The organism is Sporosarcina pasadenensis (assembly GCF_047228845.1).
Taxonomy (GTDB): Bacteria; Bacillota; Bacilli; order Bacillales_A; family Planococcaceae; genus Sporosarcina.
Window position 1 is genome coordinate 46,524 of record NZ_JBFEGM010000010.1, and the last position, 26,809, is coordinate 73,332.

Consider the following 26,809-nt stretch of genomic DNA (forward strand, 5'->3'; position numbering starts at 1 on the left):
AAAGTATTACAATATTTTCGCAACACCATTTATATAATTGTATGCGCTTCCAATATAAAGTAATAGTACTAATCGTCGAAATACTGTTTACAAACTATTTTCTCCCTGATATATTGGATATCACTTAAGACTAGGAATTAAATTCATTGTCTGAAGAATAACTGTATTGCATCTAGGAGGAGCCATCATGCTAAGTAATCCTGTAATCGCCACAACATTAATTTTCGCTCTTATAGCATTGGGCGAATGGCTGTCGATTGTGACAAGGGCCAGAATCCCGATGCTTCTCACCGCGATGGTAGGATTCCTTATCCTCATTTGGACAGGCATCTTCCCGAAGGACATTTTGGAAAAGTCCCAATTTCCCGCTCTGGGGGCAATCTTAATCGGTCCTGCAATTTTGCATATGGGAACAATGATTCCTTTCTCACTGCTAAAAAGCCAATTCAAAGCTGTTCTTATCGCTCTTGGAGGTATCATCGTTTCCGGAATTCTCATATTGACAATCATTCCTTTGATTTTTGATTACCCGACTGCTGTTGCAGGAGTAGGTCCGATCAGCGGAGGCATCATTGCTCTAATCATCACATCGGAAAAACTAAAAGAGCTCGGGTATTCAAGCCTTGTTATCATTCCTGCCCTGATCGTAGCTTTCCAAGGGCTTATGGGAATGCCGCTTGCAATGAATTTCATGAGAAAATACGCAGTAAAAATACAGGAATCCATCGATAACGGAACCTTCGTCCCTATGGTCTCGGAAGCGGAGACTTTGAAGGAAGAGGAAAAAAGCAAGAAACAAGGTCCTTTCAAATCGAGTACGACGTTGAAATTGTTCTATATTTTCGTCGGTGCGTCTGTCGGAGTTGCCCTCGGCACAGTCACACCGATTCACTATACGCTTTGGTGTCTCGCAATTGGCGTCATCGGACTAAAAATCGGAATCTTCGAACCGAAAACGTTGGAAAAGGCTAATTCATTCACAATTACGATGATCGGCATCATCTTTGTTGTCATCGGGTCGATGGCAGGCGTCACACCTTCTCAAGTACTTAGCAATTTGCCAAGCATCATCCTTATTCTCGTCATTGGTACATTTGGCATTACTGTCGGCGGATTCATTATGTCTAAACTTGTAAAATGGCACCCATATAAAGGAATGCCAGTTGCATTGACTGCGTTGTTCGGTTTCCCTGGTGACTATATTCTTTGTGAGGAAGTAAGCCGAAGCATCGCACGAAATGAGAAAGAGGCGAAGGCGATTTTCGATGAGTTATTGGCACCGATGCTCATCGGCGGATTTACGACAGTTACAGTAGCATCAGTCGTTATCGCCGGCATTTTAGTTCAAACATTATAATTCGGAGGGAAATATGATGGCAAAGACAATTATTCGTAACGGATCGGTTATCGATGGCAACGGCGGTGAACCGAAGCAAGGCCAGATTGTAGTGATTGATGGGGATCGTATCGATTACGTCGGTAACGAAAGCGGCTATGCAGCAACTGGGGATGAAACGGTTATCGACGCGGAGGGCGGAACAGTCCTTCCCGGCTTCATCGATACGCACGTCCATATGATGTTGGAATTCTCACCAATCCAAGAACGATTGGCTACTCCTTTTTCATTCATGTATTATCAGGCGGCGCAATATTTGAAAGCGACATTGGATGCTGGCGTCACTTCCGTACGGGATGCGCTCGGCACTGATCTAGGCGTAAAAAAAGCTGTAGACGAAGGCCTCATTCCAGGACCACGCTTGCAGCTCAGCATTAACGCATTGACAATTACCGGCGGGCATGGTGATGGCTATACGGTTTCCGGCAATGTGCTCGATCTGTTGCCTTCTCCATACCCGGGCATGCCGAACGGGATTTGCGATGGCGTGGAAGAAGTCCGCAAAAAGACGCGTGAAATGCTTCGTGCAGGAGCGGAAGTCATTAAAGTGCATGCGACCGGCGGCGTATTGAGTGCAACCGACCACCCTGAATTCACTCAATTCTCGTTGGAAGAGCTAAAAGTCATCGTCGAGGAAGGGCGTTTCCGGAAAGGCGTCAAGGTCATGGCCCATGCACAAGGGGCGGAAGGAATTAAAAACGCCGTCCGAGCAGGAGTCCATTCCATCGAGCACGGCATCTTCATTGACGAAGAAGCAATCGATCTGATGCTCGAAAACGGGACGTACCTCGTTCCGACCCTTCTTGCTCCTGTCGCCGTTTTGGAAACCGCCGCAGAAACGGGAATGCCCGAAACGGCAGTCCAGAAATCGAAGGAAGTCATCCAGCACCATATCGAAAGTTTCCAGAAAGCGTATAAGGCCGGCGTGAAAATCGCAATGGGAACTGACGCAGGCGTCATGAAGCACGGCACTAACCTCCGCGAGCTAGGCTTGATGGTGGAGGCTGGCATGACTCCGATGGATGCGATTGTCGCCTCCACTAAAACTGCCGCTGAATGTTTAGGGTGGGAGAATCGAGTCGGAACGCTCGAAACTGGAAAGCTTGCGGATATTATCATCGTGAAAGGCGACCCGCTCGAAGATATCCATTCCCTCGCAAACAACGACAATATCCAAGTCGTCATCAAAGGCGGTAAAGTGGAGAAAGATCTAACTGCATAATAATGATTTTAGGGATAAATACGATTAATAGACAAATCCCTCAGCCTGATTGAAAGCGCTTGTCATCCTAGGCGCGAAGTGGAGCGAAGACGCGAATAGAACTAAAGTTCATGAGCGGACGAGCGACACGAGCAACAACGGATGCGAGCGTTTGTCAACAGGCTGAGGCCACTGCGTATTGCAGTGGCCTTTTTAATAAGCGCATCTCCTATCAATGGTATACTATTTTTAATCGTTAGGAGGCTGATAGAATGGATAGTGAACAATACCTCAACCGTTTTCAAGCACCAAGCGCCAACAAACCTTCCCTGCAACAGCTCTCGGAACTGCAACGTCTACATATGACCGAAGTGCCATTTGAAAACCTCGATGTCATCCGCCGAGTTCCGATCTACTTGAACTTGCAGTCGATTTACGAAAAGATTGTCCTCCGGAATCGCGGAGGCTATTGCTATGAATTGAACGGGTTATTCCATTGGCTGTTAAAACAGCTTGGATACGATGCTTCCCTCATCGCCGCCACTGTCTTCCGACCAAATGGAAAATGGGCAAAGCCCGACACACATGCCGCCATTCTCGTCCGTTTGGATGAACCATACCTTGTCGATGTCGGATTCGGAGATTCCACCATACTCCCCATTCCATTGAGCGGAAGCCAGCAAACTGACGTCAGCGGAACTTATGCAGTACAGAAATCAGGCAAGGATGTCTATGACTTAATTAGAAGCCGGAATGGTGAATCCCGACCACTTTATCGGTTTTCTACAATTGAACAGCAACTCGTCGACTTCCATGAAGGCTGCGTATTCAATCAAGTCTCACCCGAATCGACCTTCACCCATTTCGACATCGTCACAAAAGCTATTCCTGCAGGGAGAATGACAGTTAAGGACCGAGAGCTGACAGTATCCGAGAATGGAATCATAAGCTCCAAATCACTCACTGAAAGTGAAAAAGAAGCGATTCTCTTAAATTCATTTGGAATAAAAATATAGTAAAAAATGAACGGCGAAGGATCCTATCCTTTACCGTTCATTTTTCATAATTGATTAATTCACTGAGAACTCTTTAAAATGTTTCTTAATGGCCAACTGCAGCGAACCGTACGTACGGACTTTAGAAAAGTCCAGCCCCAACTGAACCGAAGTTTGAGCGATTTCCGGTCGGATTCCCGTCATAGTCGACTCGATTCCAAGCAGATCAAGCACCTGCATCAACTGGTAAATATGATTTGCCACCATCGTATCGATCACGGAAACACCCGACAAATCAATAAATAAATGACTGACACCAAGCTCCACGCACCTATTCGGAACAAAATCCCCAATCGCCTGTACCCGAGTCGTGTCCACATCCCCGATGATCGGCAAGACGCCGATTGTTGAATTGAGTTTGATAATCGGCGCATTCAACTCTTCAATCAGGCTTTGCTGTGCAACTAGCCGGGTATTCATGAGTTCATCATACTTTTTCGTAAACTCCACAATGATATCATCAAACGCCTGATTTATGACGATGCCCCAATTTATATTGTTGGAACGAAGGACCCGGTTCCCTTCCCGCTCAACAAACATTTCGATAAATCGCCAAAATGTATGCCTCAACTTACTGAGCGCCTCCAGAACTTCATAAATCGGAGTCCTGCTGCTCACCCGACTTTCTGCGACAAGCTTCGCCCAATTCTTCTTATTATTTTCAAATACCTCCTGATCTTCCAAGAGGCTGCTGGCGATCGTCAAGTTCGTCAAACTGTTTTGCTCCCGCAGCATCTGCTCCGACCATTCGCCGGCATCTTTCGAATAAATCGAACCGTCCTTTTTATCACGGTCCGAGAGCCATTCCTCTGTTATGGCCTCTTTATGTTCAAGCAAGAAATCATAAAGCTCGTCATTCATACTCTTCATCTTCATCCCTCCACCGACACACTATTATCAAATAGTGTAACATAAAAAAGATACGCATTAGGGATTTCTAGTGAAAGATTCCCAATGCGTACCCACTCAATTGATAATTTTTAATTTCACCTTTTTGACGCCCCATTCCATCGCACTCTCATAGGTCGGGATGAAGACATCAATTTTATGTCCTTTAATAGCGCTGCCGACATCTCCAGCAATCGCTTCCCCATAGCCCTCCACCCAAACTTTTGTTCCAAGAGGAATGATCGATGGGTCTACCGCTATCACTTTCTGATCGGGATTGGCGCGTAAATCAATTCCATATGCTGTCGTTCCCGAACAACCGGTACAATAGGCCGTATATGCTGTTGCCGTCACAGTCATTTCCGTTCCAGAACTTGCTGGCGGAGTCGAGACGGAGGAGTTGAATGCAGGCTTTTTCGGCACTGATTCCTCATAGGTGGATGCGACCTTTACAGTACTAACTGCAACAATATCGTCTACAGGTCCTTCTCCGCTAATGGTCAAAACATCTCCTGGGTATATCGTTTCCCCGGACAAATTATTCAAGCTCATCAGTTCATCCACTGTCATGTCATGATTCAAGGCGATCCGAAATAAAGTATCGCCCTCCTCGACGACGTAAGTCATAGGTTCTCTCTTCAATAAATCTAGTGGTGGATAAAATAACGGAAATGTACTTTCCCATACTTCGATAAAAGGAATATCATGAAGATTCGGCCACACTTGTTGATTCGCATTCTCTTCTCCGTGTTCTGTCTGGCTGAATATAGCCGCTTCGGTCACGACACTGAATGAGAGTGTCATGATTGCGGTTAACACAATCAATTTAATCTTAATCAAGTAATATTGCTCCTCTCTTCTTAACAATTTCCACCAGTCTTGTCCAAAAACTTTCAATTTCAAACATATTTATCTTTAAAAGTTCTGAATATGAAAAACAAGAAGTTGATTAGCATAGTGAAACTGTCATAGAAAAGAGCGGATTTTGTTTACTTAATCGCAAGAGAGGGCAAATTAAAGAAAACGGTTAAAGGGGCGAATTACATGAAATTAGGAAGATTAATCAAGGCAGCTATTAAATGGGCTCCGGTCGTATATCCGATCGTGCGCAAAATTGTTGCAAACAAACAAAAGACGACTGCCCCATTACGCAGGCGGTAAAATGAACAGTGTTGTCCATAGCGGTTTATTAGGTGCGAATATATCCACTGATCTTGCCAATCCTATGAGGAAACAGATGTAGGGAGGCAACAGCTATGGCAAACGAAAATCAGCCTGGGACGGGTGAAGATCGGGAAAAGATCGACTTTCGCTATTTGGCGCACCCTGAAGGGATTCCCTCTTCGGATCGTGTAAGCTTGTTCGATATGCATGAGGATATGCAGACAGTGGATACGATCAACTTGGATGATATGAAAGAGGATTTGCGAAAAGAAAGGATTCATAAAAATCCTCGTCCTTAAACGAAAGAAGCCGGATATTCGCCGGCTTCTTTTTAATTGAGCTAACTTGGGAAAATTTCTCCGATCGTTCTCCCTATTTATTTTCACCAATTTCCATATTAAATTTCACCTATTATTTATTGTTTTATAAATAAGTAATATAGCATTTCATTCCAATTATAGGTCTTCTATATTATTTTCTTTTTTCCTCCGTTTTCACTTCTCATTCACCTCCTACTTCATAATCCTCACAAACCCTTTACCTAAAGCATTAACGCTAACTATTTGACTTTTTTCGATCAATACTTAACCGTGATGAAATTCCCTATTCCAATGTGACCAAGTTAGTTACTTATCATTATTTATTAACTAATCAGATGGTTTAGTATTTAATTCAAATTTAATAATTGTATAATATTACTAGACAGCCAGATACGGAGAATCCGACACCAGAGAACCTTAACGATTGAGAAAGGGGGCGAAGGGTGTTTTTTTGTTGGTCGGTATAAGGAAATGGCTAAAACAAAAAAGGAGGAATGGAATTGAGGAAGCGTAGACGGATGAGATACTTCAGCATTGCAGCAACAATCCTGATGGTGTTTTCATTAATGACACCTGCAATGGCGGCAAGCACGGGAATGAACAAACAGCTGCATAACTCGTTGCGAGATTCGAATGAAATAGCCAAAGAGAAACTCAGCAATCGATTGCTCGAAAGTTTTAAAGATGAAAGCATGGTCACCTTTCTAATTAAATTCAAGGAAAAGGCGGACACGGAGCAAGTCGCGGCTACGGCAAAGCAACAGGCAAGCCAGGCAAACCTTTCCGGAAAGCAATCAGTAATGCTGACTAGATCGGCTGTCGTCTCCGAATTGCGATTGACTTCCCTTGAATCGCAGCAAAATGTCATGCAGTATCTCGAACAGCAAGTGAAAGCCGGCAAAGCGAAAGATATCACCTCCTACTTTATCGTCAACGGCATGGCTGTGACGGCGACGAAAGAAGTCGCGCAAGCAATCGGGACATTCGCGGAAGTCGAAAAGGTCCTGCCAAATGAAACGCGTCAATTGCAAACAACAGTAGTTGAAAACGCTGAAGCCCCGAAATTGCAACTGGCGAATGTCGAATGGAATGTTGAGCGTGTCAATGCGCCACAAGCTTGGGACATGGGGATCGATGGGTCGGGCACTGTCGTTGCAAGCATCGATACAGGCGCGCAATGGGATCATCCTGCATTGAAACAGAAATACCGTGGCTACAACTCGGTAACAGGCGAAGTGAGCCATAACTACAACTGGTTTGATGCGACTGCGGGACGGACAACCCCTTACGACGACCATGGACACGGTACACATGTAACCGGCACGATGGTCGGAAGCGAACCGAACGGGAATAACAAGATTGGAGTCGCTCCGGGTGCAAAATGGATAGCAGTTAAGGCATTCACTGCAAGCGGTGGAACAGATCGTGATTTATTGGCCGCTGCGCAATGGATTCTTGCTCCAACTGATGCAAATGGAAATGCACGGGTTGACTTGGCTCCCGACGTCGTCAATAACTCTTGGGGCGGCGGCGCAGGTCTCGATGAATGGTATCGTGATGTCGTCAGAAACTGGCGCGCCGCGGAAATCTTCCCTGAATTCTCCGCTGGCAACACGACCCTTTCGAATCCCGGAGGTCCTGGATCGGTCGCAGCACCTGCGAACTATCCGGAATCCTTTGCTACAGGCGCGACAGATATCAATAATAAAGTGGCAAGTTTCTCACTTCGAGGACCTTCACCATATGGTCTAACAAAACCAGATATTTCAGCGCCAGGCGTCAACATACGCTCCTCTGTTCCTGGAAACGGTTATGAAGGCGGCTGGAATGGAACATCTATGGCTGGTCCTGCTGTTTCAGGCGTTGCTGCCTTGCTCCGGCAAGTGAACACTACAATTTCTGTCGAGGAAATGGAACAAGTCCTGCTCACTACGGCGACGCCGTTAACGGATAATGTGTATCCGACATCACCTAACCACGGGTATGGACACGGACTAGTCGATGCGTATGCAGCTGTTTCATCGATCGCGAGCGGTCTTGGAAAGCTCGAAGGCCAAGTGACGAAACAAGGCGATGATAACGAACCGCCTTCATTCGAGCACTCTGCACCGACGGAAACGTACGCGGGAATGGATTTGGATCTACGCATCAACGTGACGGATAATATAAGCATTTCCTCCGTGACACTTCAGTATGTAAATTCGGAAGGTCAATGGAGCTCAATTAACGCCGAGAGAAAGTCTGGCGACTATCTATCCGGGGAGTTCGGTGTCACTGTTCCCGGTGACGAAATTTCCGGAGAGGCATTCACTTATAAATGGGTGATCAATGACTTCGGAAACAATGAAGTATCGAGCGAAGAATACACGGTACTTGTCAAACCTGGAGTCACTGTCGGCTATTTCGAGAATTTCGAACAGACACCGGTTGGTTGGACTTCCTTCGGGAATAAAAACAGCTGGGAATGGGGCAAACCGACATCCGGTCCTGGCAACGCGGCTTCAGGCGTGAATGTGTACGCCACAAATTTATCCGGAATGTATGAGAGCAATATGAATGCGACGCTCGTCATGCCTCCGGTCGACTTACCTGAAGGCAATTCTTATTTGCAGTTCAAGCAATGGCATAATTTCGAGCAGTCCATTTCGGGAAGAGCTTGGGATTATGGACATGTGTTCATTTCCACGGATATGGAGAACTGGACGCAATTGCTCATGATACAAGGCGCTTCGAATGGTTGGATCGATGCGGAAGTGGACCTGTCCGCTTATAGCGGCCAACGTGTCTACATCGGTTTCAATGCGTTTTCCGATGGAAGCGTAGTAAGAGAGGGCTGGTATATCGATGATGTCGCGTTGAGCGGTCAATCCCGGACCAGTGAAATCTCGTCCACTCCTAAAAACAACTTATTTAAAACAAATGAGCAAAATACACCTAACGTCTTAAAGCCTGGCAAAGAAAAAAATCCAGGCATCATTATCGAAAAAGGAAAAGATGCACTTGAAACGCCAATCGACCCTAAAACAATCAAGCCTGTCATGCCAATAGAAGAACCGGCTCCGCCTATCGAGGAAGGCAAGGCCTCCCCTGTCCTTCTTCCATTAGGCGCACAAGTGAACATTCTCGAAACGAACAGGTCCGTCTATACAAATCCAGCAGACGGATCGTATTCACTGACACACGGGGCAGGAACGTTCACAGCGAAAGCAGAAGCATACGGTTACCAATCGAAGGCGCAAACGGTGACAATCAATGCGGATGCAACGACCAAGGCCAATTTCACATTGGAGGAAATGCCTCAGGCGACAATTAGCGGGACTGTGACAGACCAATCTACAGGTGAGCCGATTGCAGGCGCAACATTGCTCCTAATGGAAGATGCGAACATCTCTCCAGTCCAATCGGACGCATCAGGGAATTTTGCCATCACTGCGTATGAAGGAGATTATACGCTAAAAGTCGTGGCGCGCGGTTATCACGGTCAAGAGGCAACCATCACTATCGGTGGGCAAACAACGCATGACTTCGTGCTTGAACCGTTCTTCACATATCCTGGCGGTGAAATCGGTTACGATGATGGAACTGCAGAAAACGCACGTGCATTTTACGATGCTGGCAACGGTTGGGGCGTCAAAATGTCTCTTCCGGAAGGTAATGATACTGGCATTGTCACAGAAGGCGTCTTCCGTTTCTGGGATACTGAATGGCCTGTACCGGGCGGAACCGCTTTTGCAGTGGAAGTTTGGGATGCGACGGGCGCTGACGGAGCTCCAGGACAAAAAATCGCAGGACCGATCGATGCACAGGCGAAACGGAATGGCGACTGGACTGTCGTTGATTTGACAGAGCACAATATCGTCGTGAACGGCGACTTCTACATGGTGTACATCCAAACGGCAGCAAATCCGTATGCGCCAGGACTCGCAACGGATGAGAATGGACCGAATGCGAAAAGAAGTTACCAGTTCGTCGGCTCTTGGTCACCTGCACCTGCCGCTGAAGGGAACTATATGATTCGGGCACGCGTCAGCTTCGAAGTGTTTGAACCGACGATCACTTCCCCTGAAAACGGCACCGTTACAAATGAAAAGAACATTGTCATTGAAGGTACTGCTACACCGACAACGACAATTTCTTTACAAAACAATGGTGAAGAAGTGGATTCCGTTGTCATCGGGAATGATGGAAAGTTTTCATTCCAAACAGTTCTGACAGAGGGGGATAATGAATTTACCGCCGTTTCTCTATTAGATGGTCGCAAGACAGGTACTTCAAACCCTGTGACAGTGACATTGGATACGATGAAACCAGAATTGACGATAACGAACCCGAAAAACGGAGAAACGACAAACCGTGAAACTGTCACGGTGGAAGGTACAGTTGTGGATGCCCATCTCAAATCGGTGACAGTGAATGGCCAACAAGCCGCCGTTTCCGAAAATGGCACTTACTCCAAACGAATCCTATTGGATGATGGTGTGAATTCCATTACTGTAATCGCTACAGATGCTGCGGGGAATGAAACGACTCAAACTGTTTCCGTTACCGCAAAATATACAGCACCAGAAATTACGAATTTAATACCAAAAGAGGATGTCCATTTAGTAACTGGGAAGTCCGTTAAATTCGAATTCGACAGCGAACCGGGATTAAGAGCAACTTACGTCATCCACATGCCGCTGACGAATCTCGGCGACAAAGAAGTGACTAATGCGACTGAATTGCCGATGAGCGAAGTATCTCCAGGCCATTACGTCGGCTACTGGACAGTTCCGTTAGGCGTCACGGCTGATGGTGCACGCGTCGAAGTGAAAGTTGTCGATGGGTTTGGAAATGAAAGAAGGAAGCTTGCGGACGGAAAACTGTTCATCAATCTCGGCCAAGTGAATGAAGTGGACGGGGCTGAAGGAACTGATGAGGCGACAGTTGAAGAAATAGTTGAAGCAGGAGAAGCAGCCGAGCAGATCGGCGCAGAATAAGATGTGAAACGGGCTGCGGACCCATCGTTTGGTCGATGAAAGCCGCAGCCCGTTTTTATTATCTTCCGCTAGTGTGGTAGGTCATTTTTTCTTCGAAGGATGCTTCCGCATTCCTTTCGTTATCTTCTTCCATTTGTCCCGTTCGGCGGCTTGCGCTTGGCGGTCCATTTTTCGGTCGAGGAAGGCGATTTCCTTCTGGAGCTTTACGTAGTTACCATAACGTTCTGCTGACAACTCTCCGGTTTCGAGCGCATTTCGGATTGCACAGCCTGGTTCGCTTTCATGCCGGCAATCACCGAATTTGCAAGCAATTGAAATTTCCTCAATATCTTTGAATCCAGCATCGAGGCTTTCGCTTTCATTCCACAATTGGAATTCCCTCATTCCCGGCGTGTCGATGAGCACTCCCCCTGTCGGAATTTTGATGAGTTCCCGGTGGGTCGTCGTATGTCTTCCTTTTGCGTCATCTTCGCGAATGCCTTGCACCGCCATCTTCCCTTCACCGCAAATCGAATTGACTAGCGATGATTTACCGACGCCTGAAGAGCCTAGTAATGCAGCCGTCTTGCCGTTTTTCAGCATATCCGTAATCTGTTCAATCCCTTCCCCGGTTGTATTGCTCACCGGGAAAACATCAGTGCCGAATGCGACAGCCTTTGCCATTTCCAAATAATGATCCGGATCATCGCTTACATCCATTTTCGTCAGGACGACAACCGGCATCGCTCCGGAATCATAGGCGGCTACGAGATAACGTTCCAATCGTCTTGCGTTGAAATCATCGTTCATTGACATGACGAGAAAAACGATATCAACATTCACTGCAATAATCTGTTCCGAAATTGTTGATCCCGCCGATTTCCTAGAAAATAGTGATGTCCTCGGCAAGATGGCGTGGATGATGCCGCGCTCTTCCCCAGGCATTTTTTCAACGGCCACCCAATCGCCGACAGCAGGATAATCCCTTCGTTCAAAGGCTGCATGTTGAAAAGCGCCCGAACAGACGGATAGCCATTCCCCTTCCGCAGTCATAATTCGATACATTCTTTTATGTTCAAGCGTCACACGTCCTGGAACGCAATTGTCCGCTTTTAGTTCTTCCATAATCGTTTCCAAATTATGTTGATGAAATTGATTCCATCCGTATTCGTTCAAATTAATCAATGTTATTCCTCCTATTATGCATATAAAAAAGCATGGTTCCGGATCGGACACCATGCTTTCACGCGCATAACAGAATAGACATGCCTATTACGAAGGCATGGCAGGTGAAATTATGGTGCCGATCAATTGTGCAATAGCCATATTGATTTTCGCCATAAAACATCACCCGCTTTCTGAAAGTTGTATTTATCATAACAAAACGATTATTCGCGGTCAACAATTTTTTCATGCCTAGCAAACACTTTCCAGACGAGATAGACGCCATAACCGAAAATTACACCGATTGTATTCAAAATGATATCGTCAATATCCACACTGCGGCCAATGAAATACTGGGTGCTTTCAATGAAGCAAGTTACTCCTAAACCGATGAATGCGATTTTACCGAACGAACGCATCCTTTTCCACAAGAGTGGAATGAAGAATCCTATCGGAGAAAAAACGAACAGATTGCCAAGTAGATTCACAAGCGAAACGCTGCTCCAACCGCTCACATGCTCATTCGCTTGAAAGTAATTCATGATCGTTCGGAATGGAATGATATTGACGCTCGATAGACGATCAAAAAAATAAACATCAAAAAAGAACTTTCCTGTACTTCCGTCGACACCCATATTCCACTTCGGAATAATCGTCTGGGAGGCGAGCCCGGCTAAGTATAGAATGAATAAGGCAAGCAGCACTTCATGCAATTTGTTAACGGGCAGTTTTCTTCTTTTGACGATGACAGTTCGCACAATCACATAGAATGGGAGCGCAAAAATCATATATGCTAGCATCTCGACGACGTATGTACTAATTAACCACATAGCTCCTCCTTTTGACACCGATTTCTTCTAATAGAGCTTGACGTTTTCATTAATGGCGATGTTCCAATCGATATTTTTTCAACCGTGGAAAGTTATCGATCATTCGAGATGAGTTATCGGTCAATTTCACAACTATATCGTTATTTCGTGACTATTGACCCATAATAAAAGCCTCGACAGGCGCCTGCCTTCGAAGCTTTTCAGATTACAACAAGCAACCCTTCGGTATCCACCCTACTGCCCCAATGCCTGACTTCACTAATGTATATCCTTCGTGTCGATCATCAACGATAGAGACGGTTTCTCCTTTTTCAACAGATAAAAACGTCGTGCTTAAGTCGTTTTTACAATTACCCTCATGAATGAACTCATTTTTTATCCACTGTTCAATGCCGAGATTCACATTCTCGCACAACGTAAAAAAATCGTCTTCTTGAACTATGCGTAATCCATAGTTCGGGTAGGTGACCGTTCCGACACGTTTCGTTTCATCCACATGACTACATCCGATCTCTTTTTCTTTCAATTCATCCACATATGTATAGGTGATGTCTTGCCCATCAATGATCAATGCATTCAACTGGCCGTCCATTTTGATTTGATTGCCACCGTCCAAAGCGATCACTCTTTTCTCCCAATCCATTATTGGACAGTTCGAGCTGACAGTTTTCGCCCGATAATTGACGACTGGCCAATGCCCGACGATGACCGTTTTATCCGCCTGATGCCCTTTCTCGTAAAACGCCTGAGCATATAAAGCATATTCACGGCTCGTCTCCCTCCAATCAGGAATATCCTCAACCCCCGCATGAATGATGATGAAGTCTTTTGTTTCATAGGCGATCGGCAGACGGTCCAGCCAGCCAAGCACGTCACCGAAATGACTCTTATAAAATTCCCCAAGCTCCTTAAGCGTCGAGAATTCGTCAAGAGTCTTCCCATGAAGGTCGAGCATTTCATTCAAAATGGAATTCTTCCGCTGCCGCATATAGTTTTTAATGCCCTCGACATTATTGAATACATAATCATAGACGACATCGCAATTCCCTTTCGTAATGAAAACCCGATCAGATTCAGCGCTCAACTTTCTCGCAAACGCTACCGTCGACAGGCTGTCCGGCCCTTTTTCACAAAGGTCGCCGTTGATGAATAAGTAATCTTCTGTCGTATAATTCACTTTCTCGAGTAATTGCTGAAACAGCGGAAGATTTGCATGAATATCTGACGTAATGATCATTCGTTTATTTTCATCTAGCTTTAATTTCCTTACTTCAATCATGGAGCGAATCCCCTTTTGAGGCATGATCCATTTGTTTTTCAATAAAATCCTTCAATACATGTGCAGCTACTACACAGTCGTTCAAGTCCGTCCATTCTTCCGGATTATGGCTAATTCCTTTTTTACTGCGGACGAACAGCATGGCTGCAGGGACTTTCCTTCCGATGACCATTGCATCATGCCCCGCCCCACTTATCAATTCCATCGGTTTAATCCCGAACTTCGTAATGGAGTCCTTCAAACTTGTTTTGAGTGTTTCGTCGATCAGCAATGGTTCAACAGCTAGCATCCGTTGGTAAAGGACGTCTACATTATGTACTGCGCCTGCGTCTTCCGCGGCCTTTATTATCGCTTCTATTAATGCATCGCGTTTCTCTTCATGGATATCGCGTACATCCGCGGTCAACTCAACCTTTTGAGCAATGACATTCGTGCCATTCGGAAATACATTCATTTTTCCAATGGTCGCTACAGCCGTGTCACTGAATTGAATTGGCAACGTAGCAACTGTGCGAATAAATTCACCAGCTGCCAAGACGGCATCCTTACGGTCATCCATCGGAGTGTTTCCTGCATGCCCCGCTTCCCCTTCGAACGTGAAGGCTACCGATGCAGGTCCTGCGATTCCTTTTACAACACCAATGGGAAGGTCACTTCTTTCCAGTTTCTTGCCTTGCTCGATGTGAACTTCAACGAACAATTCCACTTCACTCATATCCCGCTTCGCTTCCCATACAGCGTCTAATGTACTCCCGTATTCTTGAATGACCGTTTCGAAAGATTTCCCTTCACTATCCTTCAATAAAACTGCATCTTCCCTATTCAAACGGCCTAGGACAGCATGGCTTCCCGTCAATCCCGTGCCAAATCGCGAACCTTCCTCATCCGAGAAAATAACAACTTCAAACGGCTTTATCGGTTGAACCCCTGTCGCTTTCCATGCTTCCGCCACTTCCAATGCAACAATTACACCAAGTGGTCCGTCAAAATTTCCGCCATTTGGGACACTGTCAACATGAGATCCTGATAAAATCGACTTCCCGTCAGTCGTTCCTGCCATCCTACCGAATACATTTCCTGCCCCATCTTCTCTAACTAGTAAACCCGCCTGTTCCATCCAGCCTTTCACCAATTGCTTTGCCTCTTTTTCCTCGGCTGAAAACCCTGGACGATTTATGCCACCTTCTGCTGTTTGACCTATGCTGGATAATTCGCTTAATCGCTCGGCAATTCTTCTTCCATTGATGCCTCCCGCAGATAAGGATTCATCATAACTTTCGATTAGTTTTGTATAAATATTCTTTTGTTCTTTCATTACCTTTCGCCTCCTCTATTTCAGAATCCTTCATATTCTCTAACTATATCACACACTTATTTCGCCTTACATCATAAAATCCCACTTGAACATCCAAGTGGGACTTTGAGAAATTAATTGATATACAATACACTCGTACAACTTAGAACAAGTAGCAGCATGAAAAGGCTAACCATATACCCGTCCACCTTCCCGACACGTATGACTTTGTAGAAGCTTTCCCTTTTGTCACCCGTAAATCCCCTCGCTTCCATCGCGAATGCAGCTCTTTCCGCTTTCCGGACAGCACCCGCAAGCATCGGCAGAAGGATTTTCCGCATATGGAGCAATCGAAGAAGTGCATGTTTCTCTTGGACTGCGCCTCTTAACCGATGGGCTTGCTGGATTTGGACAAACTCATCCTTCAGGACTGGCAGGAACTGATACCCGACCAAAATGCTGTACGCGATTTTCGGTGACAACTTCATTTGCTGCATTAAGCTTAAGATGAATGATACTGGGTTTGTCGTCAGTGCGAATAACAACGACAAGCCGGAGAACGCAAGGACTCGAAAACTGAGAGACAACGCATGGTTCAACTGGACTTCCGTAATATTGATTGACCAAATGGACAGGACGACTGGCCCTGACTTGTCTTCCGCAAATACTAGCGTCGTCCAAAAGTATCCGAAAGCCATGACGAAAAACGGAATCATGATCAGAATCCACATTTTCCAATCAATCCGGCTGAACAACAGCTGAATGACAAGTACACCGACCCACATGAGCAACGGCGTCCACGGGTTGAAAAAGAACGCCATCGTCAACATGCAAACCGTGACGACAATGAACTTTGCAGAAGGGTTCATCTTATGCAAAGCAGAGCTCATGTTGCACCCATCCTTTCGGTTGAAGTAAATGATGGGTTGCTAGTAACTCTTCGTCCCGCCATACTTGGTCGGCATCAAACTTCCCGGTCAAAGCTCCATCTTTCATTACTAAAATCGAATCCGCCACATGATACGCAAACTCCATATCATGGGTGACGATTAAAAAGGTCGTTCCTTCCCTTGCCCGTTCGTCAATCAATTTGAACAGCTCAGCCATCGCTGCGGCGTCTTGCCCGGATGTCGGCTCATCCATCAAGATGATTTCCCGGCCGTCGCAAAGCATCGAAGCGATTGCCACTCGCCTCTTTTGCCCATGGCTCACGGCAAAAGGATGTGCAGCCGAGACCGACGCCAAATGCAATCGGCCAAGCAATTCTTCTTCATTTTCACCGCCGCCGAATGCAACTTCATCCCGAACTGTCTTCGTTACGAATAAAAATTCCGGTGATTGGGGGACATACCCTAAATTAGAAGGCCGCACTGTTCCATTCGCAGGAATCAATTTGCATAATGCTTTCAGCAAAGTCGATTTGCCACTTCCGTTCGGTCCGGCAACAATCGCCACTTCCCCCCGGTTCAATGTGAAGGAAACGTCTTTTAGAAATAACTCTGTGCCGACTTCAGCCACTTCCAATGACTGAAGTTCTTGTTTGCTGCTATGTCTTTTCGTTATCTGTTCCGCTTCATTTATTTCCTCCAACTGAATTTCACGATCGAAAAAGTCGCCCCATAAATCGAGACGATGTTCAATCGCCAAGATTGTCAGAGACCGTTTCTCTTGCAGCTCATCCAGCCAATCGATGAACTGCTTCGCAGTATACGGATCCAAATGGGAGATCGGTTCATCGAGGAGAAGTACTTCCGGCTCCATGATCAATGCACACGCTGTTGCAATCCGCTGCTTCTCCCCGCCGGACAGCTGTTGGATGATGGAATGACGGAAATTGCTCAAGCCCGTCAGCTCCAACACATCTTGAATTCGTCCATCCATTTCTTCCCGGTCCACATTTAAATTTTCAAGCGTAAAGGCAAGCTCCTCTTCGACAGTCTGCATACAAAATTGTGCATCCGGATCCTGAAAAACCGTCGCAATCCGGTGATTCACTTCTCCAGGTGAATAGGACTGGCTTTCTTTATTGAATAATGAAACGGTGCCCTTTACGATGCCATCGCAGTTTTCCGGATATAGCCGGTTGCATAAATAAAGCAATGTCGTCTTGCCGCTTCCGCTCGGCCCCGTAATGACGACTCTCTCCCCACGATTGATTGACAATGATAGTTCTTCCAAAATCCATTCCTCATCATCAGGATAGCGAAAACTTACGTTATCGAACCGGATCACTTCAGGCACGGGCCTCACCTTTCTTCGTACGCGTAATCGCATATCCACGGAGCGAGCCTGTAGCGAGCAATCCATCGACGACCATTTTACCGCCAATGCCTGCAATGACCGCTCCGCTGACGATCCGGATGCCAAGCATGAGCATTACATAGCCTGTGCTGAACACCGCGAATCCGCCTAAGAAGTAGCCATAGATGAAACTGAATACCGAGGAGCCTACCCCCGCCAACATTAACACCCATAAATCAAACCGCCGATAGCGCGTTGCAGCGAAAGCCGCTTCAGCGCCTAATCCTTGTATAATACCCGCAAGTATTAAACGCGGACCGACCGCATTCCCTAAAAGAACTTCGACGGCAGCGGCAATCGTTTCAGAGATGAGCGCCGCGCCAGGTTTTCGGATAATGTACATGCAAATGATCGACACGATGAACCAAATACCGAACATCCATTCATAAGCGATCGGACCAATGAACCCCGACCATATATTCCCGACATGCAGAAACAGCAAATAGACAATCCCGAACACGACCGAAAACAACGACATGAGAACAACTTCTTTCAACTTCCATGACTTCAACATCTTACAGTCCTCCGTGCGACGGACTGTTGATACTCATCGAAACCGTCATGACGAGATGCTTATGCTCTTCTGAACGCGCATTGCTAAACGATTCTTCATAAAATGCAAACACATCATGGATATCCCCATGGATGCCGCTCGCATAATGCATTGATTCATTGAACACGCCTTGCTCCTTCGCCCGGTCCACTTCGCGATAAATAATGTCCATATATGCCGGATTATTCATCGGATAGAGTGCAAATTGAGAGGAGACGTATTGCTTCGTCTCATCCGTATTCGCGATCTTCTCGCCTTTATCCAAATACGCATCGCCCGCCGTATCACCCGGGCATCCTGCCGAAAACGTACCGGATAACGCAATATGCTTACCCGTTTTCGCAGCATGCAATGTAATCGCCTTCGCCACGTTAAAGACATGGACCTGCTTGCCCCGAATGACAGTAGACACATCATCCGTATGCATCAATACATTTGACGTATCCGTTTGTTCCAACGCTCCTTTAATCACACTTACAAAATCATCTGCCATCGGATGTAACGAAAAACGAAATCCGACGATTGGGCTTAATCCACATTCCATTTCCTTCGACCTCCCGAAAAAATTCCATAAAAAAACTACATCCCGGAAGATGTAGCACTTCTCCAATATGAAACAATCGGAAAGCCACTACACTTCCCCACGCAGGTATTATCCTGATCGGGTCATAAGGGATCGGAGCCATTGCTCGCATCTCAGCCAATATTGGGCACCCCTAGTGCAGAAACGGTATGTAGTTGTCTTTTATGTTGCCATTAGTATAGACGAAGAATTTTTTATTGTAAATGAAATCTGGCAAACTCGTACTTTCGTCTGTAGGGTAAGGGTACTTTATTGCAGATACGCATAAAGTTGTTTATTCACGCATAAACACGAATACTTACGCATAAATCCAGAAGCACGCATAAACGTAATTATTTGCTCATAAATCGCTGCAGATACGCATAAAGCAATTTATTCAAGCATAACTGCATTAGCCGGCCGGTTTCGCTTTTGTTCTAGTTACACCTTCCTGCTCAATTTCACTTCAAATTCCGGATGTGTGACATATTCTTGGTACTCCACATTCCCGTCAAACTTGAAATACTCTTCAATGCGGGCCCGTATCGCAGGCTGCGTAATATATTCAAGCACTTCTTCCTTAGGAACCCACTTGCAATCCGAAGTCTCTTCTGACGTGCATAGCTCACCGCCGACCGGCTTGCACGCAAAGTCGAACATCACCTTCGTCGGAACGTCCGTCACTCCGTCATACCATTTATAAATAGCTGAATTTGTATACACACCAATGAGGTGGGACACTTCCACATCGATGCCACTTTCCTCTTTCACTTCCCTGATGACGCCATCCATCAAATTTTCCCCCACTTCGACTTGTCCGCCTGGAAACACCCATCCGCCGTGATGCGTTTTTACGATTAGTAAGTTCCCTTGATCATCTTCCACGAGCGCCCCGCATGCTACAATATGTGTCGGCATTGCCATTCTCCCCATCCCCTTTTCTATGAATCATTCTCGTAATGCCTTTACTAATAACAATCTTATCATATCAATAAAAGCTTTCATTCAAAATAGTTAAACTAATTACATCATGGAAAAACCCTCAGACCGGAACAGTCGAGGGATGCTTGCCTTACTTATAATTGCCTACAGTGTGCCCGCACTTAATTAAAACCTATTGAATCCTCCATGGAAATGTTGGTGTCCCATGTTGTGGTGGTGATGTCCCATATTGTGGTGTTGGTGTCCCATGTGGTGGTGATGATGCCCCATGTGGTGGTGAACCGGGTGAAAACTGACTGGATAGAACGTTACAGGTTGGACGCCCATATGGTGATGACTATGCATATGTCCCATATGGTGACTCATATTTCCCGTATGAAAATAGTGATGGTGCTCATGCCGATGTTCATGCCGATGCCTTTCATCCATGTGATTATGTTCTGGGTTTCTCAAGTCTAATACCTCCTTCAATTATCATTCATACTATGGTATGCATGAATTCAAGTTGGGTATAGGCTTACCTGTTGCTACTACAGAAACCACCTACCGCTATTCACAGCTGTAGGTGGTTTCCATGTAGGATTACTCGGAAGCCTTCGAGAGGCAGTAAGCATCCAGTTCCTTATAATACTTATTCATCGATGATGGCGAAACATCGAACCATTCAGCGATTTCTTTCAATGTCATAGAAAGCGGCTCGAAAAACGAATGCTCTTGACCAAATCGGATCGCTCCAGCTGCAATCGCTGTTTCTTTACGGGCATTCGGTTGCTGTTCCACTAAAAAGTCTTCAACGATTTCCAATAATTTTGTTGCAGTACGGTCATGTTGTTCGAGAAAAGCCATGACATCGAGCAAAACGGTTGCCTCAAATTCAGTAAACTCCCCGCCTTGATAGCCGTTTTGACCGAGCAACATCCAGAAATTCATCGCGTTCTCCTTTAAGAACGCACTGATATCTTGCTCTTCACCCGATGTAAATTGATTTGCAAATTCCTTGATCACTTCTCCATGATCTGTCGGGAAAAAGATGAGACTTGAAACGGCCAAATACTGACTTTCCTCTCCTGTACCGTCAGGCAGCATGAAGCAGAATAAGTGTACACCTACTGGAACCGGCTTCTCACTTTCCCGTCGTAACCGAATCACTTCGCCGTTAAAAATCGATTTCACCGTAATGTAGCCATCTTCAACGTCAATCACTTCCCCGATGATAGCTTGGGGTCGCCGCCATGTGTCGATGACTCGCAATACGGAAGGACGCAACAGCTTTTTCTTCTGTTTGTCCAAGTATCCAGTCCAAATGTCCGGTCGATGATGGAAAAAGAATTCATCCAACACAATAGCTTCAATCATCTCTTCTTCAGGCAAATATGTATTCAATGAACGTTTCCATTCATTCGCCAGTTCCAAGTAGTCCGGAATGTCCTTCCGCTCCGGATACACATCATAAAATGTTTGCAGTAATCCTTCCAATTCTTCCATTTGAACAGCCTCGACAGAAACAGCCTGTTTCGACTGACAGCATTTCTTATATTTCTTACCACTGCCACAAGGACATGGATCATTACGTCCAATCATTTACAACACTTCCCTTAAATAATTTACAACTCTTCCATTTTACCATTTATATGGCCTTTTCGAAACGGTTCCAATTTCTTGTTTTGACTTATGAACTGGACCTTTTGGCCATCGGAGATTGATTATCTTGAAAATGAAAAGAGCCAATCGCCTGAGCGGTTGACTCTTTTCACTTAAATTTAACAAAGCACGACAATCTCATAAGGTGTCGTCTGCGCCGGAATGCTTCTCGTCGAAGCACCGTAGATGACGACCAGATTTCGGTTTGCGGGATTGCCATTAAATTCTTGCCCGTTTTCGAGAACGATTTCTGTTTGCCTCGATAGATTCAATTTCAAATTGCCGTCACTGCTTATTAATTGGCTGTTAAAGAAACTCACTTTCACAAAGTAATCTGCATTATCCCTCGCCATCACAATTGCCCGATATTGCGGAGGGTAAATTAACGGTACTGGCGCGTCTGCATCAAAAAATCCTGTTACAAAATCTCCGACCTTCACCTTGACATGCTCCACAAAGTAAGTTGTAGGCTCGACAACAAAATTCACAATTGAACCATCGTTGCCCATCAGTGAAAATAATTTGTAGCAACCTGATTGCGGATCGTTTTGCATAATCGAAAAGTCATCGATCCTTGTCACTCTGCCGCTAGCAGATAGAAAGTTCGTCAATAGCATACCTCCATCACGATTAGAACGTTCGATACATAGTATGCATCTTCATTACAAAGTGATGGCTTAAAGCGGACATTTCAGTTTCTGTGACACTTTTCAATCAATCCGTTTCTCACTCATCAATTCACTGACCGTCCCGAGCTGAAGGCCTTTCGCTTTTATTTCAGTTATCATTGCCCCCAGCCCTCGAGCGACTGGTTCGGTAGGGTGCATGAGGATCATTGAGCCGTTTTCCACTTTTGAGACGACACGCCTCACCATTTCGGTAGGTTCGGGCTTTCTCCAATCGACCGTATCAACCGTCCATAAGATCGTTTTCATGTCGAGTTCGTCGGCGACATCGACAGTTTGCTGATTGAAACTTCCGCTCGGCGGGGCAAACCACTTCGGCTTGAATCCGATCGTTTCCTCGATGACATCATTCGTTTTTGAGATTTCCTCCATCGTCTCGGCCCTGGAACGTTTCTGCAAGTCGGGGTGACTGTACGCGTGATTGCCGATTTCATGGCCATTTTTGTGAATCATCAATGCCAGATCCGGATTCTTTTTCACCCAACTGCCATCAAAGAAAAATGTGGCTTTTACTTGATGCTCATCCAAGATTTTTAGAATGGGAGGAATAAATTCATTCCCCCACGCGACATTGATATTTAAGGAGACCATCGGCTTCTCCGGATTCCCCCTAAAGATTGGCTGAGGCTCCAAGTCGTCCAAATGAACTGCGGGCGGCACTTCCTCAAAGACGAGCTTCGTTTCGTCAAACTTCCCTGCCTTCTTCATCTTTTCATAACTCGCTTTAACATCGACACGCAACCCATTGTACCCGGGCATCGCCTTCCATACCGTGTCCACCTTCGCATCAATCGGCTTGACTTCATGCTGCTCACTGTAAGAATTGATCTCTTGATAAAGCGCTTCATTTTTCACAGAGCTTTTCATAGTCGAGTCATGGAACATAGCAGTGCTTGGAATTGTAAAGCCTACTAACGTTACTAAGAACGTCCCAACGAGCAATAAATACTTCATGGTACGCATTTCCCCAGGCAATTACCGAATGTCATCGCAAGTCCTCCATTTGATTATGTTGGCTTTACGATTCCCCTTCACCATGGAACTATACTTTGCCAATGACTAGAGCACATCTTTTTCGATCATGATGATCGTCTCAATAACACTTTCCACTTCACTGCTATCGTTGATTACGAATAAATGATTTGCTTCTCCCTCAACTGGATCCGCTACATCTTCCTTCAGTGAGTCTGTATTTTGCCGATTGAGCACCTGTTCAAAATTGGATGAGCTTCTGAATATATTCGTATTCCGTTGACTGTTCGAAACACGAGCTTGAAGAACACGGTCCGGCAAATCAAAGTGGACGAGGATGCGAATAAATTCATTCTCAGGAAACAACTGTTCAAGTAAATACGCTCGACCTTTCCGACTCCGATTTGAATTACATAAGATCAGATGACAGTCACTATGTTCTTTCGCGTAATCGACGATTAGCTGGGAAATAGCATGCTTAAGCGTATTCGGCCCTGTCTTCGGTTGCAAGTTTTTATAGTACGTGTTGATGAATGCCCCATGATTATCTTGATCCATCACTATAGAGTTCTCGAGCTTCTGCTCCAAAGCCCTCGCAAATGAAGTTTTTCCGCTATGTGTCTTACCAACTGTAATAATCACTAACCTCTTCATCGTCACATCTCCTATCCTTACAATCTGCGAATGAATTATTCTCGAACGAACAGAATGAATCCAACCAAATTACTCATCCTACTGGCACCAATCCTGAAAAAAAGGAGTTGTAAACCAATGAAAAATATCGTTATGGCACTTGGACTTTTGATGTCCGTTTACACAGCAATAACCCAAATCCCCATCACCATACCCGCACAAGTAGAAGTTCCGTCTTACGCCAAATGGGGAGTGCTTGCGGTAAAGGAGACAAAACAAAAATACCCCGATGCAAATATTATCGACTACTTGCATATCGGGAGCGAAATAAAAGACGATACAACAATTGAAAAGTTCAAGCTATGGTTAAAAGACGACCGCCACGAATTTGGCGTCTTCGTCAACATCACATTTAATACAAGAACGAGCGAACTAATCAAAATCGACTTCCAGGAAACCGATCGATAAAAGCCGTGAAAGGCGGTGCCTGTGCAGCAAACAATTCCGCCTATTCACTACAATTGTATAACGTAATAATAATAACCTGGATTTAATAATGTTTCAGTACAATATTTCGTCATAAATATCCAAATTAATGAATAGTCATAAATGTGCCGTGCACAGGCACCGGCACAATTCCGACAATTACCAGCCGTTGATGAAGTAGCCGATTGCTTCGAGTTCTTCTTCGTTCAAGTCACGTTGTAGGTTGTCGGACATTTCTTGGTGGATGGCGTTTTCGTCTCCTGCATGTTTTTGCGTGAGCAAGGCTGCGTTTTTCAGCAGCTGCAAAAATGAATGGAAGGCGTCTTCCGTTAAAGGGCCTGGATGATGGGAGAGGAAGTAAATATCCGCATCGTATTGTTCCAATCGGTGAATGAGCTTCAGCATTTTTTCTACGGTGTAATTCCACTTTTCCGCATACAGATTCGCATAGAGGCAGTCTCCTACAAACAGAGCCTTTTCCTCGGGGATGAAGACGACGCAAGAATCACTTGAGTGGTCGCCGCCGACGTGTTCGATTTCACAAGTTAAGCTGCCTAAATGCACTGTCATCCGATCTTCGAATGTCAATGTCGGAAGCTGAATTTGGATGTTCCGTTCATACCCGAATTCTTTCTTCATTGCGTCCGCACAAAATGGGATTTCCGTTCCTTCTTCCACCCGTTGATCCAAGTCTTTGTCTTCCCAGGAGAGGGGTTGCATTTCTTTGATTTTGCCGTATGTCTCCTTACACGAAATACTCGGCACGGCAATTTCACGCATGCCGAAGACATGGTCCCAATGCCAATGAGTGAGGGCGAGCAGATCCGCTTCAATCCCGATTTCTCCGAGCTGCTGTAAAAACAGCTTGGCGTGCTGCGACGAGTTCCCCGCGTCAATAAGCAGCGTCTTTTCTTCTCCGACGACCGCCCCTAATATCGGGCGGTCCGTTTCTTGAACAGGTGGTAAGTAATAAAGGCGGTCGGATATTTTCGTTAGTTTTTGCATTGTTTTTCTCCTAACTTCATTGCAGTTTCTATTATTGCGTGTTTTCTTTTTCCCATCGTTCAATTTCAGCTTTGACGATTGGCGCCACTTCTGTCCCTAGCAATTCAATCGCCTTCATGACGTCCTCATGCGGCATGGATCCGACAGGAACATGGAGCATGAACCGTTCAACTCCGACATTTTTACGGAGATAGATGATCTTTTCTGCGACTGTTGCCGCGTCTCCTACATACATGGCACCTTCCAAGCTGCTTGCAGCCTCGAATGTGTCGCGTGTGTAAGGTCCCCACCCACGTTCTTTTCCTAACACATTCATCACTTGTGCAGTTGGTGGGAAGAATTTATCCTTTGCGATCGCAGTCGTCTCCCCGACGAAGCCATGGGAATGGGATGCAATCTTCAGCTTCGATACGTCATGCCCCGCCCTCTCAGCCGCTCGTTTATATAACTCCACGATCGGCGCAAACTGCAACGGACTGCCGCCAATGATTGCAAGAACAAGAGGCAGCCCGAGAACGCCGGCACGCACAGCGGACTGCGGGGTTCCTCCGCTCGCAATCCATATCGGCAAACGGTCTTGTTCAGGTCGTGGATACACGCCTAAATTCGGAATGGAGGGCCGATGTTTCCCATTCCATGTGACCTTTTCGGATTCATTTATCTTCAATAATAATTCCAGCTTCTCATCAAATAATTCATTATAATCCTGAAGATCGTAGCCAAATAGAGGAAATGATTCGATGAATGATCCCCTGCCCGCCATAATTTCCGCGCGGCCGTCTGAAATGGCGTCGACCGTCGCAAATTGCTGGTAGAGACGTACCGGGTCATCGGAGGACAAAACGGAGACGGCACTCGTCAGTTTAATCCGGCTTGTCCGTGCGGCCGCTGCAGCAAGTAGAACTGTAGGCGCCGAGCAGGCAAAATCTTCGCGATGATGCTCCCCTACTCCGAATACATCCAATCCGACTTTATCCGCCAAGACGATTTCTTCCACCACTTCACGGATCCGCTCCGCGTGGCTTACGACTTTACCCGTTTCCACATCCGGCGTCGTTTCCACGAACGTTGTTATACCTATTTCCATTGTCATTTCCTCCTAATATGAACAATCGCTATTGCATCTATTGTATACCAACTTTAACGCAACAGCCGTTTGGAAGCTCTTTTTCGGTGCCTGTGCATCACACTATTCTGACTATACACCACCATTGCATAATAGAAATACAGGACACAGATCACACAAGGTTCCGATCAATTTTATAATGAGTTTTTATTCAATTTGATGAATTGTCATAAATGTGTCTTGCACAGGCACCGACACAATTTGGGGCTCAGTTTCAATGACGTTGAATGCATGATGAAAAGCTGACGAACCTCTGAGGGGTCTGTCAGCTTTTTATTTGAACTAAAGATTTCAAATATCCAAGTTGTGATAAGCATAATGCCATGCCTAACAGAATAAAGTGGAATAGATGG

General features: G+C 45.6%; 25 protein-coding genes and 1 riboswitch. Of the genes, 8 read left to right on the forward strand and 17 right to left on the reverse strand.

Going from position 1 to position 26,809, the window contains the following annotated elements; translation table 11 throughout:
- Positions 1-187: 187 nt before the first annotated feature.
- The 3 genes from AB1K89_RS13945 to AB1K89_RS13955 all read left to right on the forward strand — a co-directional run bounded on the left by AB1K89_RS13945 (position 188) and on the right by AB1K89_RS13955 (position 3,613).
- Complete coding sequence (locus AB1K89_RS13945; RefSeq protein ID WP_413055326.1) at positions 188-1,357, forward strand: hypothetical protein; 1,170 nt, start codon at positions 188-190, stop codon at positions 1,355-1,357.
- A 16-nt stretch (positions 1,358-1,373) separates the two neighbouring features.
- A complete protein-coding gene (locus AB1K89_RS13950) occupies positions 1,374-2,618 on the forward strand; it encodes a metal-dependent hydrolase family protein (protein ID WP_413055327.1) in 1,245 nt (414 codons plus the stop codon).
- 251 nt (positions 2,619-2,869) lie between these two features.
- Entirely contained in the window at positions 2,870-3,613 is a 744-nt protein-coding gene (locus AB1K89_RS13955) for an arylamine N-acetyltransferase family protein (RefSeq protein WP_413055328.1), read from the forward strand.
- A gap of 54 nt (positions 3,614-3,667) precedes the next feature.
- Here the strand turns inward: AB1K89_RS13955 and AB1K89_RS13960 are convergent, their stop codons facing one another.
- Positions 3,668-4,522 carry an STAS domain-containing protein gene (locus AB1K89_RS13960; protein ID WP_413055329.1) on the reverse strand — a complete coding sequence of 285 codons (855 nt, stop codon included), beginning with the start codon at positions 4,520-4,522 and terminating at the stop codon, positions 3,668-3,670.
- A gap of 96 nt (positions 4,523-4,618) precedes the next feature.
- Entirely contained in the window at positions 4,619-5,380 is a 762-nt protein-coding gene (locus tag AB1K89_RS13965; RefSeq protein ID WP_413055330.1) for a 3D domain-containing protein, read from the reverse strand.
- Between the two features lie 204 nt (positions 5,381-5,584).
- On the opposite strand from AB1K89_RS13965, the gene AB1K89_RS13970 reads away from it, so the two are divergent.
- The 3 genes from AB1K89_RS13970 to AB1K89_RS13980 all read left to right on the forward strand — a co-directional run bounded on the left by AB1K89_RS13970 (position 5,585) and on the right by AB1K89_RS13980 (position 11,003).
- Positions 5,585-5,701: a hypothetical protein gene (locus AB1K89_RS13970; protein ID WP_252504179.1), complete on the forward strand. Its 117-nt coding sequence runs from the start codon at positions 5,585-5,587 to the stop codon at positions 5,699-5,701.
- A gap of 95 nt (positions 5,702-5,796) precedes the next feature.
- A complete protein-coding gene (locus AB1K89_RS13975) occupies positions 5,797-6,003 on the forward strand; it encodes a hypothetical protein (protein ID WP_413055331.1) in 207 nt (68 codons plus the stop codon).
- 515 nt (positions 6,004-6,518) lie between these two features.
- Positions 6,519-11,003, forward strand: coding sequence for a S8 family serine peptidase (locus AB1K89_RS13980; RefSeq protein ID WP_413055332.1), 4,485 nt, complete (start codon positions 6,519-6,521; stop codon positions 11,001-11,003).
- Between the two features lie 81 nt (positions 11,004-11,084).
- Here AB1K89_RS13980 and rsgA read toward each other — a convergent pair whose 3' ends face one another.
- From rsgA to AB1K89_RS14025, 9 genes are all read right to left on the reverse strand, one after another.
- Positions 11,085-12,164: a ribosome small subunit-dependent GTPase A gene (gene rsgA / locus AB1K89_RS13985; RefSeq protein WP_413055415.1), complete on the reverse strand. Its 1,080-nt coding sequence runs from the start codon at positions 12,162-12,164 to the stop codon at positions 11,085-11,087.
- A 206-nt stretch (positions 12,165-12,370) separates the two neighbouring features.
- Positions 12,371-12,976, reverse strand: coding sequence for a VanZ family protein (locus AB1K89_RS13990; protein WP_413055333.1), 606 nt, complete (start codon positions 12,974-12,976; stop codon positions 12,371-12,373).
- A gap of 205 nt (positions 12,977-13,181) precedes the next feature.
- Positions 13,182-14,255, reverse strand: a complete 1,074-nt coding sequence (locus tag AB1K89_RS13995; RefSeq protein WP_413055334.1) for a metallophosphoesterase — start codon at positions 14,253-14,255, stop codon at positions 13,182-13,184.
- Positions 14,248-15,570 (reverse strand): Zn-dependent hydrolase, encoded by a 1,323-nt coding sequence (locus AB1K89_RS14000; protein WP_413055335.1) that lies wholly within the window; start codon positions 15,568-15,570, stop codon positions 14,248-14,250. Before AB1K89_RS14000 ends, AB1K89_RS13995 begins: the two co-directional genes overlap by 8 nt.
- Positions 15,571-15,683: 113 nt before the next feature.
- A complete protein-coding gene (locus tag AB1K89_RS14005; protein ID WP_413055336.1) occupies positions 15,684-16,439 on the reverse strand; it encodes an energy-coupling factor transporter transmembrane component T family protein in 756 nt (251 codons plus the stop codon).
- Positions 16,420-17,790, reverse strand: coding sequence for an ABC transporter ATP-binding protein (locus AB1K89_RS14010; protein ID WP_413055337.1), 1,371 nt, complete (start codon positions 17,788-17,790; stop codon positions 16,420-16,422). The genes AB1K89_RS14005 and AB1K89_RS14010 overlap by 20 nt, the downstream gene beginning before the upstream one ends.
- Positions 17,783-18,364: an ECF transporter S component gene (locus AB1K89_RS14015; RefSeq protein ID WP_413055338.1), complete on the reverse strand. Its 582-nt coding sequence runs from the start codon at positions 18,362-18,364 to the stop codon at positions 17,783-17,785. The genes AB1K89_RS14010 and AB1K89_RS14015 overlap by 8 nt, the downstream gene beginning before the upstream one ends.
- Before the next feature lies 1 nt (position 18,365).
- On the reverse strand, positions 18,366-18,947 hold the full coding sequence (locus AB1K89_RS14020) for a YkoF family thiamine/hydroxymethylpyrimidine-binding protein (protein WP_413055339.1): 582 nt from the start codon (positions 18,945-18,947) through the stop codon (positions 18,366-18,368).
- A 77-nt stretch (positions 18,948-19,024) separates the two neighbouring features.
- A riboswitch (TPP riboswitch) is annotated at positions 19,025-19,131 on the reverse strand.
- Between the two features lie 275 nt (positions 19,132-19,406).
- A complete protein-coding gene (locus AB1K89_RS14025) occupies positions 19,407-19,889 on the reverse strand; it encodes an NUDIX hydrolase (protein WP_413055340.1) in 483 nt (160 codons plus the stop codon).
- Between the two features lie 303 nt (positions 19,890-20,192).
- On the opposite strand from AB1K89_RS14025, the gene AB1K89_RS14030 reads away from it, so the two are divergent.
- Positions 20,193-20,366 (forward strand): hypothetical protein, encoded by a 174-nt coding sequence (locus AB1K89_RS14030; RefSeq protein ID WP_413055341.1) that lies wholly within the window; start codon positions 20,193-20,195, stop codon positions 20,364-20,366.
- A gap of 123 nt (positions 20,367-20,489) precedes the next feature.
- On the opposite strand, the gene AB1K89_RS14035 is transcribed toward AB1K89_RS14030, so the two are convergent.
- From AB1K89_RS14035 to AB1K89_RS14050, 4 genes are all read right to left on the reverse strand, one after another.
- Positions 20,490-21,488: a YecA family protein gene (locus tag AB1K89_RS14035; RefSeq protein WP_413055342.1), complete on the reverse strand. Its 999-nt coding sequence runs from the start codon at positions 21,486-21,488 to the stop codon at positions 20,490-20,492.
- 179 nt (positions 21,489-21,667) lie between these two features.
- Positions 21,668-22,159 (reverse strand): hypothetical protein, encoded by a 492-nt coding sequence (locus AB1K89_RS14040; RefSeq protein ID WP_413055343.1) that lies wholly within the window; start codon positions 22,157-22,159, stop codon positions 21,668-21,670.
- Between the two features lie 99 nt (positions 22,160-22,258).
- Positions 22,259-23,188: a polysaccharide deacetylase family protein gene (locus AB1K89_RS14045; protein ID WP_413055344.1), complete on the reverse strand. Its 930-nt coding sequence runs from the start codon at positions 23,186-23,188 to the stop codon at positions 22,259-22,261.
- Positions 23,189-23,293: 105 nt separating this feature from the next.
- Positions 23,294-23,860, reverse strand: a complete 567-nt coding sequence (locus AB1K89_RS14050) for an ATP-binding protein (RefSeq protein WP_413055345.1) — start codon at positions 23,858-23,860, stop codon at positions 23,294-23,296.
- Between the two features lie 117 nt (positions 23,861-23,977).
- On the opposite strand from AB1K89_RS14050, the gene AB1K89_RS14055 reads away from it, so the two are divergent.
- Complete coding sequence (locus tag AB1K89_RS14055) at positions 23,978-24,307, forward strand: DUF3889 domain-containing protein (protein ID WP_413055346.1); 330 nt, start codon at positions 23,978-23,980, stop codon at positions 24,305-24,307.
- A 177-nt stretch (positions 24,308-24,484) separates the two neighbouring features.
- On the opposite strand, the gene AB1K89_RS14060 is transcribed toward AB1K89_RS14055, so the two are convergent.
- Together AB1K89_RS14060 and AB1K89_RS14065 are read right to left on the reverse strand one after the other, a co-directional pair.
- Complete coding sequence (locus AB1K89_RS14060) at positions 24,485-25,330, reverse strand: MBL fold metallo-hydrolase (RefSeq protein ID WP_413055347.1); 846 nt, start codon at positions 25,328-25,330, stop codon at positions 24,485-24,487.
- Between the two features lie 31 nt (positions 25,331-25,361).
- Positions 25,362-26,417, reverse strand: a complete 1,056-nt coding sequence (locus tag AB1K89_RS14065; protein WP_413055348.1) for an LLM class flavin-dependent oxidoreductase — start codon at positions 26,415-26,417, stop codon at positions 25,362-25,364.
- Positions 26,418-26,809: the final 392 nt, after the last annotated feature.